Source organism: Listeria ivanovii subsp. ivanovii (assembly GCF_900187025.1).
In the GTDB taxonomy this organism is placed as follows: domain Bacteria; phylum Bacillota; class Bacilli; order Lactobacillales; family Listeriaceae; genus Listeria; species Listeria ivanovii.
Window position 1 is genome coordinate 494,793 of record NZ_LT906478.1, and the last position, 14,279, is coordinate 509,071.

Annotated in this window: 13 protein-coding genes; 5 read left to right on the forward strand and 8 right to left on the reverse strand. The window is 37.1% G+C overall.

The genetic code is table 11. The features are described 5' to 3' along the window. The first annotated feature begins 7 nt into the window (after window positions 1-7). Window positions 8-1,252, forward strand: coding sequence for a Zn-dependent hydrolase (locus tag CKV67_RS02365; RefSeq protein WP_014091977.1), 1,245 nt, complete (start codon window positions 8-10; stop codon window positions 1,250-1,252). Next, entirely contained in the window at window positions 1,245-2,426 is a 1,182-nt protein-coding gene (locus CKV67_RS02370) for a M20 family metallopeptidase (protein ID WP_014091978.1), read from the forward strand. The genes CKV67_RS02365 and CKV67_RS02370 overlap by 8 nt, the downstream gene beginning before the upstream one ends. Before the next feature lie 47 nt (window positions 2,427-2,473). On the opposite strand, the gene CKV67_RS02375 is transcribed toward CKV67_RS02370, so the two are convergent. Next, complete coding sequence (locus CKV67_RS02375; RefSeq protein ID WP_014091979.1) at window positions 2,474-3,490, reverse strand: tagatose-bisphosphate aldolase; 1,017 nt, start codon at window positions 3,488-3,490, stop codon at window positions 2,474-2,476. A 232-nt stretch (window positions 3,491-3,722) separates the two neighbouring features. On the opposite strand from CKV67_RS02375, the gene CKV67_RS02380 reads away from it, so the two are divergent. After that, window positions 3,723-4,886 carry a serine hydrolase domain-containing protein gene (locus CKV67_RS02380; protein ID WP_025279763.1) on the forward strand — a complete coding sequence of 388 codons (1,164 nt, stop codon included), beginning with the start codon at window positions 3,723-3,725 and terminating at the stop codon, window positions 4,884-4,886. Window positions 4,887-4,924: 38 nt separating this feature from the next. Here the strand turns inward: CKV67_RS02380 and CKV67_RS02385 are convergent, their stop codons facing one another. From CKV67_RS02385 to CKV67_RS02415, 7 genes are all read right to left on the reverse strand, one after another. Beyond that, window positions 4,925-5,845 carry an ABC transporter substrate-binding protein gene (locus CKV67_RS02385; RefSeq protein ID WP_014091981.1) on the reverse strand — a complete coding sequence of 307 codons (921 nt, stop codon included), beginning with the start codon at window positions 5,843-5,845 and terminating at the stop codon, window positions 4,925-4,927. Window positions 5,846-5,952: 107 nt separating this feature from the next. Further along, a complete protein-coding gene (locus CKV67_RS02390) occupies window positions 5,953-6,303 on the reverse strand; it encodes a PTS glucitol/sorbitol transporter subunit IIA (protein WP_014091982.1) in 351 nt (116 codons plus the stop codon). Between the two features lie 19 nt (window positions 6,304-6,322). After that, window positions 6,323-7,306: a PTS glucitol/sorbitol transporter subunit IIB gene (srlE, locus tag CKV67_RS02395; RefSeq protein WP_014091983.1), complete on the reverse strand. Its 984-nt coding sequence runs from the start codon at window positions 7,304-7,306 to the stop codon at window positions 6,323-6,325. A gap of 21 nt (window positions 7,307-7,327) precedes the next feature. Continuing rightward, entirely contained in the window at window positions 7,328-7,849 is a 522-nt protein-coding gene (gene srlA, locus CKV67_RS02400; RefSeq protein WP_025279764.1) for a PTS glucitol/sorbitol transporter subunit IIC, read from the reverse strand. A gap of 25 nt (window positions 7,850-7,874) precedes the next feature. Further along, the gene (locus CKV67_RS02405) at window positions 7,875-8,255 is read right to left on the reverse strand and encodes a transcriptional regulator GutM (RefSeq protein WP_025279765.1); all 381 of its coding nucleotides are present in this window, start codon (window positions 8,253-8,255) and stop codon (window positions 7,875-7,877) included. Between the two features lie 59 nt (window positions 8,256-8,314). Continuing rightward, complete coding sequence (locus tag CKV67_RS02410) at window positions 8,315-9,565, reverse strand: NAD(P)H-dependent oxidoreductase (protein ID WP_025279766.1); 1,251 nt, start codon at window positions 9,563-9,565, stop codon at window positions 8,315-8,317. Between the two features lie 257 nt (window positions 9,566-9,822). After that, window positions 9,823-10,770 (reverse strand): sugar-binding transcriptional regulator, encoded by a 948-nt coding sequence (locus tag CKV67_RS02415; protein ID WP_014091987.1) that lies wholly within the window; start codon window positions 10,768-10,770, stop codon window positions 9,823-9,825. A 328-nt stretch (window positions 10,771-11,098) separates the two neighbouring features. Between CKV67_RS02415 and CKV67_RS02420 the strand changes: the two genes are divergently transcribed. Both CKV67_RS02420 and CKV67_RS02425 read left to right on the forward strand, forming a co-directional pair. After that, window positions 11,099-13,336: a LapB repeat-containing protein gene (locus CKV67_RS02420; protein WP_158308605.1), complete on the forward strand. Its 2,238-nt coding sequence runs from the start codon at window positions 11,099-11,101 to the stop codon at window positions 13,334-13,336. Between the two features lie 259 nt (window positions 13,337-13,595). Next, window positions 13,596-14,246 (forward strand): Crp/Fnr family transcriptional regulator, encoded by a 651-nt coding sequence (locus tag CKV67_RS02425; protein ID WP_014091989.1) that lies wholly within the window; start codon window positions 13,596-13,598, stop codon window positions 14,244-14,246. The last annotated feature ends 33 nt before the right edge of the window (window positions 14,247-14,279 follow it).

A 14,279-nucleotide genomic window follows, 5' to 3' on the forward strand; every position in this document is an offset into this window, starting at 1 on the left:
ATGCCAGATGAAAACAAATTTAGAACGAATCAAGCAGCATTTAGAAAAATTAGATACATATACTGCGACGCCAGGAGAGGGTACGACACGCCTTAGTTATAGTAAAGAAGATTTAGGTGCGCGTAATTATTTAAAAAACGAAATGGTGAAAGTAGGTCTGACGGTTACGGAAGATGCGATTGGAAATATTTACGGAAGACTTGAAGGTGCGAGATCAGACTTACCAGCAGTTATCGTTGGTTCACACTTTGATTCTGTCCCAAATGGCGGGGCTTTTGATGGACCGGCTGGAGTTATTACTGGACTGGAACTAGCGACCGTTTTTTATGAGCAAAAGTATAAACCCTATTACCCACTTGAAATCATTGCAATGGTGGAAGAAGAAGGTGCGCGTTTTGGTGCTGGGCTACTTGCTTCACGAACCATTACAGGAAAAGTAACGAAAGAAATGCTTAATGAGATGAAAGATGGCGATGGAATCAGCGCAGCAGAAGCGATGGCGAGCCTAGGTTTTGATGCAAACAAAGTAACGGATGCTATTCGCGAAAAAGAATCTATAAAAGCTTTTATCGAATTACACATCGAACAAGGACCCATTTTAGAGAATGCAGGTGAAGACGTCGCCATAGTTGATGCGATTGTTGGTTTGACCGAAATAAAAGTAACAATTAATGGTCAAGCAGGTCATGCTGGAACAACACCGATGAATAATCGGAAAGACGCTCTGACAGCTGCTGTCCGCATTCTTACACAGCTTCCTGAACTCGCAGTCCAAGAAGGAAATGGGACTGTTTTAACGATTGGAAAATTAAATGTCTATCCAAATGGTGCTAACGTGATTCCGAATAAAGTCGTCTTCACTGTCGATGTTCGAGCAAAAGAGGAGAAACATGTCCAAAATACAATAGAGAAAGTGAAAATAGTTATTAACCAAGCTCAAAAAAACGGCATTACTTGTGAGATAGAAGATATGCTTTATGAAAAACCTACTCAATTATCAAAAGAAATCCACCAAGCCCTATCTGTGAGTGCTGAGAAATTAGATTTCAAATACCGAACAATGGTCAGTGGTGCTGGACATGATGCGATGATCTTTGCGAATTTAACAGAGGTTGGTCTTGTCTTTGTCCCAAGTCATCATGGGATAAGCCATGCACCAGAAGAATGGACCGATTATGACAAACTTCAAAAAGGTATCGAAGTCGTATTAGATACAGTCACAAAATGGACGGAGGAAAACACAAATGAATGACAAAATAAAGCAATATATTTTAAAAGAAGAAGCTGAGATGATTGCATTTCGTCGTGATTTACATCAGCATCCAGAGCTACAGTGGCAGGAATTCCGGACAACGGACCAAGTTGCCAGAGAACTCGACAATGTAGGAATTCCCTATCGACGCACCGAACCAACTGGATTAATTGCTGATTTAGTAGGTGGGAAACCTGGGAAAACAGTCGCATTAAGAGGAGACATGGATGCGCTTCCGGTTCAAGAATTAAACCAATCCCTTGCGTATAAATCTACAGAAGATGGGAAAATGCATGCGTGTGGTCATGATTCCCATACATCTATGTTACTCGCTGCTGCCAAAGCACTTAAAGCAGTTCAAGCTGAATTAAACGGGACGGTGCGCTTTATTTTCCAACCATCTGAAGAAAATGCAGAGGGTGCCAAGGAAATGATAGCGCAAGGAGCGATGGAGGGCGTCGATCACGTGTTTGGGATTCATATCTGGACCCAAATGCAAAGCGGAAAAATTTCTTGTGTAGTCGGCTCTTCATTCGCCTCAGCGGATATTGTTCAAATTGATTTTAAAGGTCAGGGCGGACATGGTGCAATGCCTCATGATACGATTGATGCAGCCATTATCGCCTCCTCATTTGTAATGAATCTACAAGCAATCGTAGCCCGCGAAACCGACCCACTTGATCCAGTCGTTGTTACCATTGGTAAAATGGAAGTCGGTACAAGATTTAATGTCATAGCTGAAAATGCCCATTTAGAAGGCACAGTTCGTTGTTTTAATAACACGACTCGCGCCAAGGTCGCAAAATCAATTGAACAATATGCGAAACAAACTGCAGCAATATATGGAGGTACCGCAGAAATGGTCTATACAGAAGGAACCCAACCAGTTATCAATGACGAAAAAAGCGCTTTACTCGTTCAAAAAACGATTGTCGAATCTTTTGGAGAAGACGCATTATACTTTGAAAAACCAACAACTGGCGGCGAAGATTTTAGTTATTTTATGGATGAAGCGCCAGGAAGTTTTGCTTTAGTTGGTTGTGCTAACACTGAAAAAGATACGGAATGGGCACATCACCACGGTCGTTTTAATATTGATGAAAGTGTCATGAAAAATGGAGCAGAACTTTATGCAAGGTTCGCTTATAATTATTTAAATCAAGATGAGTTTTAAATAAAAAAGCCTCCGCTGAATTCCTAGCGGAGGCTTATCAATTACTACTATTGTTTTTCCACTACATGTACATCTTCAAAGGAACCGTATTTAGTCCACCAAGGAACGGCACCTTCATCAAGTAATTTATCAAGCGAAGTGATATTTTCTTTCCCTTGGGTACGAAGCCATTCACGAAGCGCATCGTCACCTTGTTTACCATAAACTTCAATACCATCAGCCCAAGTTGCGCGGCCACAAAGCACTCCACTATATTGAACGTTATGTTGGTTCGCGAATTGAATTGTTTTATGGAACATTTCCGAAGTTACACCAGCACTTAAATAAATAAATGGAAGTGGGCTTAAATCAGAACACTCTTCAAAATGACGAGCTGCCACGTCTTGTGTATAAGCTACTTCCCCTTCCGCAAAACCTTCTACATATTTAAAGTTTACTGGGACTTCAAGTTTCAGAACATCTACCCCATAACGTGGTTTAGAGAATTCTTTGATAGAAGCTTTTACTTTTGCTGGTTTTAATTTAGCATATTCAAGTGATCCTGAATCGGTGACTTGAGCATCATAAGTAATTGGCTCTAAGAAAAACGGAATATCAACAGCGCGACATTCAGCACCAATTCTTTCTAAAAAGGCATATTTAATTTCGTTGATTTCAGCTGGTTCATCTGGATCATAATAAACAAGAATTTTCACTGCATCTCCGCCATTTTCTTTAATGCGAAGAGCAGATAAATCTTCAATTAAATCCGGTAATTTACCAGGAGTAGTGGCGTCGTAACCTGTTTTTTCATAAGAAGTTAAAAGGCCGCTACCTTCGTGCCTAGCTTTAATTGCTGGAGTACCATATTCTAAATCAAGCAAAATGGCAGAAGCATATGGAGTAAGTTCTTCAGAAACAAGTTGTTTGAAGTCTTCCACATCTTTTTTGTTTTCTGTACCTTTTGCTTGTTGGATCATCTTCTTAAGTGAGCCGCGTTGGTCAATCGCAAGTGCTGCAATGACGCCTTTATCGTTGGAGAGCCTTTGTAAACCATCAAATTTACCTTTTGTTATTTGTACCATTTTTATCTAGTCTCCTTTATAGCAATTTTATTGTTGCTTAATCGATTTGTCCATCCATAGTATACCACCAAAAACTTTCTGTTAAACATAGGTACATTTTCACATTGCTTTATGAAAGAGAATAAATTACGATAGATTTGGAGTGTTAGGCACTAGTGGGAATTTGGGATAATTTCTACAAGGCAGATTTCTTTTGGGAAAATCATTAAATGATTAGACCAGGAGTGATGGAATGAATCGACGCGAAAGACATAGAAGGAAAAGAAGAAAAAATATAATCGTGTTGTGTGCTGTGTGTATACTTTTTGTAACTACGAGTTGGATTGTAGTTGAGTTTAAAATCAAGGACCAACAAGCAGTTTCTAAGTCAAAACCAGTACAAAAAAAGGAAACGCCTAAACCGACAAAACCAGTTAAACCTAAACCTGTCAAAGAAGAACCGACAGAAACGATTGTCAATAATCAGGAAATCGATGACTATTTACAACAAATCGGATTTAGTGGTTCGGTACTCGTTGTCCGTGATGGAAAAACCATTGTGCAAAAAGCTTACCTGGATGCTAATCGTGAAACAAATAAACCGAATACGCCAGATACACTTTACTACATTGGCTCCTCACAAAAAGCAATTATTGCAACAGCTATTCTGCAATTAGAAGAACAAGGGAAAATAAGTACAGAAGATCCAATTTCTAAATATCTCCCTAATTTTCCGAATGGGAACAATATTTACATTAAAAATTTCTTAAATCATACATCTGGGATTGTTGGCCATACTGAAACGGGTGGTAAAATTACACCGAAAGAGCTAATTGAAGATATCGAAAATCAGGGGATAAAAGCACAACCTGGGAAGTGGTACTATTTAGACTCCAACTACACTGTTTTGGCCTATTTGGTTGAGACACTCAGCGGAGAGCCACTACAAAGTTATCTGGGAGAACACATATTTAAACCTGCTGGAATGGAACATACTGGATTTAACCAAAAAACGGTTGATGGGGGAAAGAATGAATCAATCGGCTATTATATAAAAAAGGATGGCACATATAAAACACCGTCGTTAATAGATTTATCGCAATTGTATGGCTGTGGAGATATATGTATGACATCAAAAGATTTATACTTGTTTGATAAAGCGTTAATGGGGAAAAAATTAATCTCTGAAAGAAGTTTGAAGAAAATGTTTACATCAGGAAGTCAATCTGGTTATGGAATGGGATTTTACGTCGACCCAGGAAGCTATAATAGTCATGGAGTTTTAAGTGGCTGGAATGTTTCCAATAGCATGAGTCACACTGGACGAACGTATGTCATCTTATTATCTAACATCCAAAATAATATTTCTTCCTTTGGTAAAGTGAATAATCACATTTACGAGTTACTAAATAAATAACAGAAACCTCGATTCTGAAAGTAGAATCGAGGTTTCTGTTATTTTCCTGTAATTTGTTTTACCGTATCTTCCACTTGATAAAGCTGAGCAGCAGCACTATAGTCGCTCCATTTTGTATTATCTACTTTATACACTTGGTTTTTTTGTACGGCAGGAATATCTTTCCAAACACCTTTTAGCATTTCATTAATAGAATCGTCATTACCATCCGTAGGCATTAAGATAAATAAACGATCGGCATCTTTTACGTAATCAGGAATTGCCTCATTAGAAATTGCTTTTGTTTCATGATTTGCTTTTGCTGAATCGGTTGGTGTAAAGCCAGCTCCTGAGAAAAGTCCGTCGAATACTTTTGCATCGTGAATATAGATTTCTTTTCCATAAAATTGAATCACAGCTGCTTTTTCATTTTCCACACCAGCATCTTTTAAAGTTGCTTTTGCTTCTTTGGACGCTGCTGCATAGTCTTTGTCCCATTTTTCTTTTTCATCCTTTTTGTTTAAAAGGTTGGCCATATTGCTAAGTTGTTTGTCAGGAGTATCACCAAAATGCGTGATATATACGGGGGCAATTTTTTCTAGGTTTTCTAAAAGGTCTTTTTGGTAATCACTAATAATAATTAAGTCTGGTTTTAAGTTGGCGACTTTTTCGATATTTGGTTTATCATTACCAACACTTTCTGTTCCTTTTGTTGCTTCTGGATATGTCGTGATGTAATAATCTAGTGTACCAACTGGTTTCACACCTAAAATTTCCATTTCACTCACGTTTTGAAGTGCGACGATACTTTTTGGTGTTGTTGGTACCTCCACTTTACGGTTAAGTGCATCAGTTACTGTTTTTGTTGCGTCTTCCTTTTCTTTGCTTGAATCTTTATTTGAAGAACTACCACAAGCGGTTAATACTACTGCTAAAAGTAAAGTCATGATGATAGCAGCCCATTTATGCTTTTGATACATTGTATGCCCTCCCTAATTGAAAATGATTTTCATTATCGTTACAAAAGTAATTATATCGAAAACAGGGAGGAATGACAAGGTGAAAATGAGCACAAATAGTTTTTATTTTAAAACTGAATAGTATCCCCGACTGCAAGTGTTGGAAAAATTTCAGGTGATACAACGATTGCTCCAGGTAAGACTTCATTTTGACCAGAGCGGAAGTAGATGGAGATATGCCCGAGTTCTTCTAAGTTTTTGTTCGCTTCTGTCCCAACTTCTTCTATTATATATTCTTGCCGTCCAATAATTAATTTGTTGCCTTTTTGAATGGCGTTATTTGGTAACTCTTCCAATTCATGAATAACAGAGATTTCGCGTAGCTCATTCGTGGCTGTTGGGCCGAATAATATGACGATTTTTTCTTCTTCAAATGCTGGTACAAGTGGACCAATTTCAATTATATTACTTTGGATCATAGTAAATTCCTCCTCAAATTTAATACATTCCGATGCTGAATACCCATGCAATAACAACTGCGATCACACCAGTAATCATTCGGCTATAGAGAATAGCTGGGACACCGAATTGAACGGTTTTTGGTTTCGCTTCTGCAAGAGATAGACCAACTGGAATAAAATCACAACCAGCTTGTGCATTGATTGCGAACAATGCAGGAAGCGCGTAAGTAACCGGAATAGCGCCAATCGCGATTTGAGATCCAATTAATACACCAATTACCTGGGCAATAACAGCTCCTGGTCCGAGAATAGGCGAAAGGAAAGGCAAACTACAAATAAAGGCGATAAGTAACATTCCCCAAATAGATCCGGCAAGCGGAGAAAGCGTATTGGCAATTAATTTTCCGATTCCTGTGTAATTAATAATACCAATAATCATACTAATGAAAGCCATAAAAGGGATGATATTTTTGATAAGCATGTCGACAGAATCGCGACCAGCTTGATAAAAAATTCCCATTGCTTTACCAATACCTCGTGAAAATTTGACTAAATAGCCTTCTTTTAATTCGCTTGCTTCTTGCTGATCTTCTTTAATTTTGGCGTAGTCTTCTTTAAACTTTTCTCGGTCAAAAGGTTTTCCAGGATTGGCATCATTTGTTACTTCAATATCTTCTGGTTTGACACCGGAAACGAAAATATCTTCAGTGATATGTTTGGCAAGCGGGCCTGATGGAGATGATGGGAGAACATCCACCGTTGGAATACGTTTCATTGGGTAGACACCGATTCGTGCTGTTCCGCCACAATCAATTACAACGCACATCATTTCTTCTTCGGGAATGGAATTTTTAAAACCATCCACTGCTTCTGCTCCAGACAATTCTGCTATTTTTTTAGCGACCGGGTGAATGCCGCCACCAGTGATAGAAACTACTTTTGTTCTTGGTTCGCTAGGAGCTAGGTCGAGCCCGGTCCCCCAGCCACCTTGGCCTTTATTTACATGAATTGATTGATACATTTTATTTGCCTCCTATCTATCTCAGACTTTTTCTTTTCGAATGAGGAATTTCGTAATGGTTTCGGTAATAATACCGCGCATTAAGATAACAACTATACCTGCTAAAAAGTAACGTACAGCAAGGCTTGACATACTATAACCAGCTTCAGCAACCCCATTGGCAATTCCTAAGTAAACAAATAATTCGCCAGCATTGGCATAAGGGAAAAGCCCGGTTACTGGGTGTAAAAACGAAACAACGGAGTCATAAAATGCAGGTTTTTGATGTTCTTTTACAAAACGACCAAACGTATAAGCCATTGGATTAGTTAGCATCAAAACAGATAAAACTGGCATAAGCGTATAACGCAAAATCATATTTTTAGCAGAAAATTGGATTGCTCGGTTGACTCGTTCTTCCCCGATAAAAGCAATGATCGAGTAAGTAAAAGTTAAAAGGACAATTAAAAGTGGGACAATTCCCGTCATAAAGCTTACAAACTGTTTTCCACCAGCCTCAAATAGGCCGATAAAGTTGGTTCCAAACCATTCAATATAATTCACTAGGAAACACTCCTTTTTTAATTAATTAAAGCGCTTTCATACAACTGTTAACTGTTTTAATGATTGCTTTTTCTTGGATAGAATTCTTTTTCTTGTTTGTTAACTCCGTGAGAATTTCAGATAGTTCTTTGTGATGGTAATCAGTAAAAGTTTTGAATTTTGCGAAAATGGTCTTTCCAGTTAAAATCTGACATTCATGGACGATTTGTTTTTCATTTACAACGAGAATTGCAACCGCACTGGAACGGAATTTCCATCGTTCCATTTCAGAATAAAGGTGATAGCCGATTTTTCCAGCATATTTTGTTGCGACTTTATTCATATGGTGTTGATAATAACGCACTTGGAAAAATGCTAACAATGTCTGGGCAATAAAAATAAGGGAAGCAATTAGAACGATATTCATCTATTTTCCTCCTTATAATTGGCGGGAAGAGGGGAAACGGCTATTCCCGCCATCCGAAATTAATTACTAAAAGTTTCGTCTTGAAGTTTTCTAAGTTTCCAAACCGTAGTTGATTCATCTAAAGTGACATCTTCTTCAGTAATGAAAGTACCGGTTTTGATATTGCGACGCGCTACTACTTCACCGCTAATTAAGCCGATTGGAATATGACCATTTGTTGCCATGTCGGTATGAGTTTCAAGGACGCCGCGAACGCAGAAGCCACCGATTCCGTCTAGTCTTTCGCCAGATGGAATGTCTTTTTTGGCAACAGCAACTGTTTCAGAAATAGGTGCGCCTTTTGGTACGATAGCGTGGTCGTGATTAAGTACGGCCTTAGCGATAGTTAATGGTGTTTCAAGGCTTGCTAAGTGATATGGGCGATAAAGAATGTGATGATCACGGTCACCTTTTTTCATTAAGTAGCTTAGTTCGTGACTAACGCCTTCATTTTGCCCTTTAACAATAACGAATACGCCGGGTGCCAAGCCATCAACATATTCGACGACGCCAAATTTATTTAAGATTCCACCTTGTTCTTTTAAATCTAAGTCTTTAATAACAGAATCAACATCTCCGGAAATACCGTGCATTCCGACCACATCAGGAACGTAACCAATTGCATTAGAAAGCAAATTCATTTCAGCCATGGTTTTTGTGCCATCTTGGAAAGCAGCTAGCATATGAGAGGCCATATTTTTTTCATCCGCTTCCACTTGGCAACTGTCTGGATTGGCGCTGATTTTTAGTTTGTTATTTTTCCCTTTTCCAGCGACAAGTACTTCCATACCCATAGATTTGGAAAATTCGTAAAGTTCAGTGATTGCAGCGGGTTCGTCGCCATCAGAACCGGTATACACTAAGCCAGCACTGTCGTAAAGTTTTTTCATCAGTGGCCCAATTGTTATATCAATTTCGACGTTTAATAATACTAGTTGCTTTTTAGCAAGTAAGGTTTCTAGGGAAATTTTTGCACCGACTTCTGGGACACCAGTGGCATCAACAATCACTTCTACCTGATCAGAATGAATAATTTCTTTAAAGTCATTGGATAATAGAATTTTTTCTTTTTTAGCAGCGGTGGCATTATACGCATCAGCGGCTTTTTTGGCAGCTTCCACATGGATATCACTAATACCAACTACACTCATACCTGGAATAGCGGCGATTTGTGAAATCATCCCGAATCCCATTTGACCGGTGCCGATAACTCCGACACGAATAGGATTATTTTCTTGTTCACGAGCAAGTAACTGTCTGTATAAAGTCATTTCAAGTTCCTCCTAGTAATCGTTTTCATTTATTAAAATAAAATTCCGGATGAAGCTGTTTTATTTTAATGAATGAACATCGACATTTGTCACCACTGGTGACAAATGTCTTATTTCACAAATTAAATATAACATTTAAACATTTTCTCGTCAATGAAATATTGTACATTTTTATTTTTGAACAAATAAAAAAAGCTCAAACTGCTTGGGACAGAGAGCTTTTTGCTTGCTTGAATTTTTTTAGGTTAATAGATTAATTAATCTTTGTTTTGAAGAATGTATTCAGCCATTCTATCAGTTATCACAATCACATCTATTAATCCAGCAGTGAGTGCAGCTTCTAGGGCGTCTTTTTTATGTAGTCCATTTGCAAGTGCAACAACAGTAGGGATGTTTTTTAATTCTTCCAAACTTAAGCCGATTACGTGCGTATTAATTTTTGTGTTAGCTTCTTTGCCGTTTGCTGTGTAGAAACGAGAATTAATGTCGCCAATGACATCTTTGTAACGTAATTCTTCTATAATTTCTGGGGTAATATAGCCGATTTCTTCCATTGTGCTGTGGTTATAAGGGCTAGAAATTCCAACTATCGCCATATCTACTTTTTTTCCTTCTTCTAGGACTTCACTAATATATTTATTTTTGGATAAATCGTTTTTCATTTCGGTATCTTCTACAAGAGCAGGGGCGTAAAGATATTTAGAATGACACTTCATTTTCTTTTTTAAATCATAGCAAATTTGGTTGGAGTGGAGGTCAATGTCGCTAGAGCCCATTCCGCCAATAAGTGGAATAATCGTTAAATCTTTGTGCGGAGTATAGGGGAATTCATTGGCGAATTTGCGGATTGTTTTTCCCCAAGAGATCCCGAGGGTGTTAACTTTTGCGATGCGTTTACTAAGCGTGTAAGCAGCTTCTTTAGCGAGAAAATTTAATGCTTCTTCTTCGGACATATCATGTGTTGCAACTACAATCGCTTCTTCTAGTCCGAATTTTTCTTCTAATTTTTGCTCTAAATCGACTGTGTAATAAGTTTCGTCTTTGATAAAGATTTCAACAATTCCTAAATCTTTGGCACGTTGTAGTGTTTTGGAAATGATTGACCTAGATATCCCGACTTTTTTGGCAATTTGTGCTTGGGTCCAACCGTAATGGTAATACCAGGTAGCGATTTTCACCATATCTCTTTTTTCTTCCCATTTCATCTTTATTACCTCCATTCTATATAATAACGGAACAAAAGTTATATGCCGTCACAAATGTTTTATGCTAATAGTATCATATAATCCGCTTTATGCAAAGTTGGGGAGGGATTTTTATTTGTGACAAAATAACAAACGCTAACTTGCCTAGTGTTGGAGCCTTTTTCGTGAATAGTTAGGGAGTTTGTGAGGGAAATAGCATCTTTTTCTTCTCTAGGGAGAAATTCAGCCAGCTTCGGCATGGTATTATAAATTGAGTTTTAAAGCAGTCTTTTTGCTAAAAACACTTCAAGATTAATCCACTACCTTTAAGGAGATTGAAAAAATGAAAATGAAATGGAAGATATCTCTACTGCTGGTTTTATTATTTGCGCTGATTATTCCAGTTTATACAAGTGCGGTAGAAACAGAAGGACATACTACTAATGAATTAGAGGCTACCGAAGAAGTAAATGATATAGAAGATGGTGTGGAAGAATCTGATCCAATCGGAGTGTCGCCAGAAGTATTATTACCAGTAGACCCCCAAAAGATAGATGAAACTAACGAGTATAGCTCCAAAGCATTAACAAAAGAAAAATCTTTACTTACTACAGAACAAAAAAAAGTAACTGCAATCCCAACTGGTAGCACGATTGCTACTGTTTTTCCGGATGCAGAAATGGCGAGCACAATTGTTACATCATTAAATACCACATCCTATAGTCCGACCCAACAAAAAAGAACTTGGACGGTCAACGATATTATTACAGAAAATGATTTGCTAACAATTAGTCGTATTCTGGGAAATGGTGAAAAACTTAAATCTATTGAAGGGATACAATACTGTACACAAGTAATAGAAATTTCATTCACAAGTAACAGTGCTAGTATCGATAAAGGTCTTGATAATATTGCACCTTTAGCAGAAGTGGTTGATGGATATCCTAAACTGGAAACACTAACATTAAGTTTTATGTTGAAACTTCAAGATTTCTCTCCTCTTAGTCAAATTGATGGTGGTTTCCCTAAATTAACTACTTTTACCATGAGAGCGACCTCGTGTAAAGACAATTCTTTTTTAACAGAAGTAGCTGGAGGATTTCCTCAATTAAAGAATTTGAATATAAATAATAGTGGGTTTGATGACTTAAATGTACTTTTGCAAATTGAAAATGGTCTTCCTAATTTAATAAATTTAAATCTATATTCAAACAAAATCAGTGACACCTCTCCACTGGTGAATTTTAACGAACTATCTCAATTAGAAGTCTTAAACTTAGGAAGTAATTTAATTGATAAGCTGGATTTCTTAAAAAATACCAGTGGAGTTCCTAATTTAAAAGAACTGCAATTGAACTATAATTCGATAGCAAATAACGCTTTGGAAGAATTTCCTAATGTACCCGCAGGCTTTCCGAAGTTAGAGCGATTAGGTTTAGGACAAAATAAAATTAGTGACATAACTTCACTAACGAAAACGAGTTTTTTAAATTTAAAAAATTTTTCCCTTGATTATAATCAGATAACCGATATATCATCACTATCAACTATGCAATTCAATAATTCGATTAATATTTCGGTTTCTGGACAAGGAGTATTGCTTCCAAATATTAACTCGGTTGCTACAAATCAAAACTTTACAACTGAAAGTATAGAAATTATAGACGAGCTAGGTAATAACCGAGAGCCTAATAGTTTCTCACCAACATCAGGCACTTATCAAGCCATTAATTCACAAGTTGTTTGGCCTGTAAGTACTATGTTGACTGGCCCTTCATATCCGGGTAATGGTTACATTAAACCTTATATAGTGGCCCATGATGGAGTTACATATGGGTGGAATTATACAAGAAGCGAAAATAAAAGGGCTCTATACTTTAGCGGTACAGTCTACCAGCCGTTAAATTACATATACTTCCCCCCTACAATAACAGCAGATAACTCAAAAGAATACGTCGAAAATGAAACAGTGACAGAAGCCGAGTTTTTAACAGATGTACATGCTACTACAGATGATGGTTCTGCAATAGATTCTGACTTTGAAACAGTTGTCGATAAATCAGTTCCGGGTGATTACATAGTGACGTTAACATCCTCCAATAGTATTGGTACCGCGACTCCTGTAACTGTAACCGTCCATATTCTCCCAATTTTAGAGTTGAAAGTTCCGGCTAGTTTTCGAATGGACGTAGATGCAAATATAGATGCAGTACCAATTTCAGATACGAATCAAACGTTAAAATGTTATGGAGACACAGGAGCTGCCGATTTAAAAGTGACTGACCGTCGAAGTGTGAAGCCAGGGTGGACACTTCTTGGATTGATGACACCATTTACGAATAGTTCGGGAGATATATTAGAATCTCCACTTAAATACCAGAGTCAAACATTAGTTAATGGAGCAGTTTATTTAAATGGAACTAGTCAACCGATTGAAGTCAAGACAGCGAGTAGTCAGACTGGATATGTCACCACTATCTATGACCTCCAAGACAGATTAACGATGGAAATCCTACCAAATGATGCTTTAGTAAAAGAAGCCTATGAGGCAACTATTACTTGGACTTTAGAAGATGCTCCAAGATAATATTTTCTACGCCAGTTTATTGTAATGTTAGTCAAGTAGTGTATTAACTTATTTTCATTTATTTTTGTCAAAATGACAAACTGTATTTTTCGTTATACACGAACACTTTCAACGTGATTAGTTATTTTCAACTAGGGAAAGCGATTTCCTTCTATTTCCCTAGAGAAAATCTGTTAATATACGCATGGTAGCATAAGTTGATTTCTCGCCTAACATAGACATATTTTGTTTAATACATTATTAGAGGGAGTGGTTTTTAGTGGAAAAATTATTTACTTATGAAGAATTTGTTAGCATGATGCAGAAATACGGTTTGAAACATACTAAGCGTAAATTAGTACGCGGTGAAAATATTCTCACTCATGCTATTCATCTTAATAGTGTTATTTTACTCATGGATGGTTATATTAGCACTTATACATCTGAAGTACCGGAGAAATTATTAACCATTTGTGGTCCAGGTATTTTTTTAAGCTATTCTATTCTGGAAGAAACATCTACAGTTGTGACAAATATTGCATTATCAGAAACTTGCGAGATTTATGAATACAAAAAAGAAGATATCGAATATGCATTAACATTATTTCCGGAAAATTTTGGGTTTCAATATTTTTTTCTAAAAAGAATAGGACGCCATTTATACTATAAAACATTACTAAATGGAAAAAAGCATAAAGAAAAGCTATATTATGCGATGAAATATTTAGGTGAATTAATTGGAAGTAAAGACGAAAGCGGGAATATCGTCTTGCCAAAAGAAATTACCTTGAAAATTTTAATCGAATACAGCACTTTATCAAAAGCGGCATTTTACCGGCAGCGTATTTGTTTATTAGAAAAAAAGATACTACAAACAAATAAAAAACACTTCATTTTAAGGGAGATTATTCCTGAATTGTTGTTGCAGTAATCGTCTTCAAAAATACACTAAATTAAGCTAAAA

What these genes read in the sequence shown, in the direction of transcription:
- CKV67_RS02365 (WP_014091977.1), top strand. Translation starts at nt 8, where the DNA reads ATGAAAACAAATTTAGAACGAATCAAGCAGCATTTAGAAAAATTAGAT.
- CKV67_RS02370 (WP_014091978.1), top strand. Translation starts at nt 1,245, where the DNA reads ATGAATGACAAAATAAAGCAATATATTTTAAAAGAAGAAGCTGAGATG.
- CKV67_RS02375 (WP_014091979.1), bottom strand. Translation starts at nt 3,490, where the DNA reads ATGGTACAAATAACAAAAGGTAAATTTGATGGTTTACAAAGGCTCTCC.
- CKV67_RS02380 (WP_025279763.1), top strand. Translation starts at nt 3,723, where the DNA reads ATGAATCGACGCGAAAGACATAGAAGGAAAAGAAGAAAAAATATAATC.
- CKV67_RS02385 (WP_014091981.1), bottom strand. Translation starts at nt 5,845, where the DNA reads ATGTATCAAAAGCATAAATGGGCTGCTATCATCATGACTTTACTTTTA.
- CKV67_RS02390 (WP_014091982.1), bottom strand. Translation starts at nt 6,303, where the DNA reads ATGATCCAAAGTAATATAATTGAAATTGGTCCACTTGTACCAGCATTT.
- srlE (WP_014091983.1), bottom strand. Translation starts at nt 7,306, where the DNA reads ATGTATCAATCAATTCATGTAAATAAAGGCCAAGGTGGCTGGGGGACC.
- CKV67_RS02405 (WP_025279765.1), bottom strand. Translation starts at nt 8,255, where the DNA reads ATGAATATCGTTCTAATTGCTTCCCTTATTTTTATTGCCCAGACATTG.
- CKV67_RS02410 (WP_025279766.1), bottom strand. Translation starts at nt 9,565, where the DNA reads ATGACTTTATACAGACAGTTACTTGCTCGTGAACAAGAAAATAATCCT.
- CKV67_RS02415 (WP_014091987.1), bottom strand. Translation starts at nt 10,770, where the DNA reads ATGAAATGGGAAGAAAAAAGAGATATGGTGAAAATCGCTACCTGGTAT.
- CKV67_RS02420 (WP_158308605.1), top strand. Translation starts at nt 11,099, where the DNA reads ATGAAATGGAAGATATCTCTACTGCTGGTTTTATTATTTGCGCTGATT.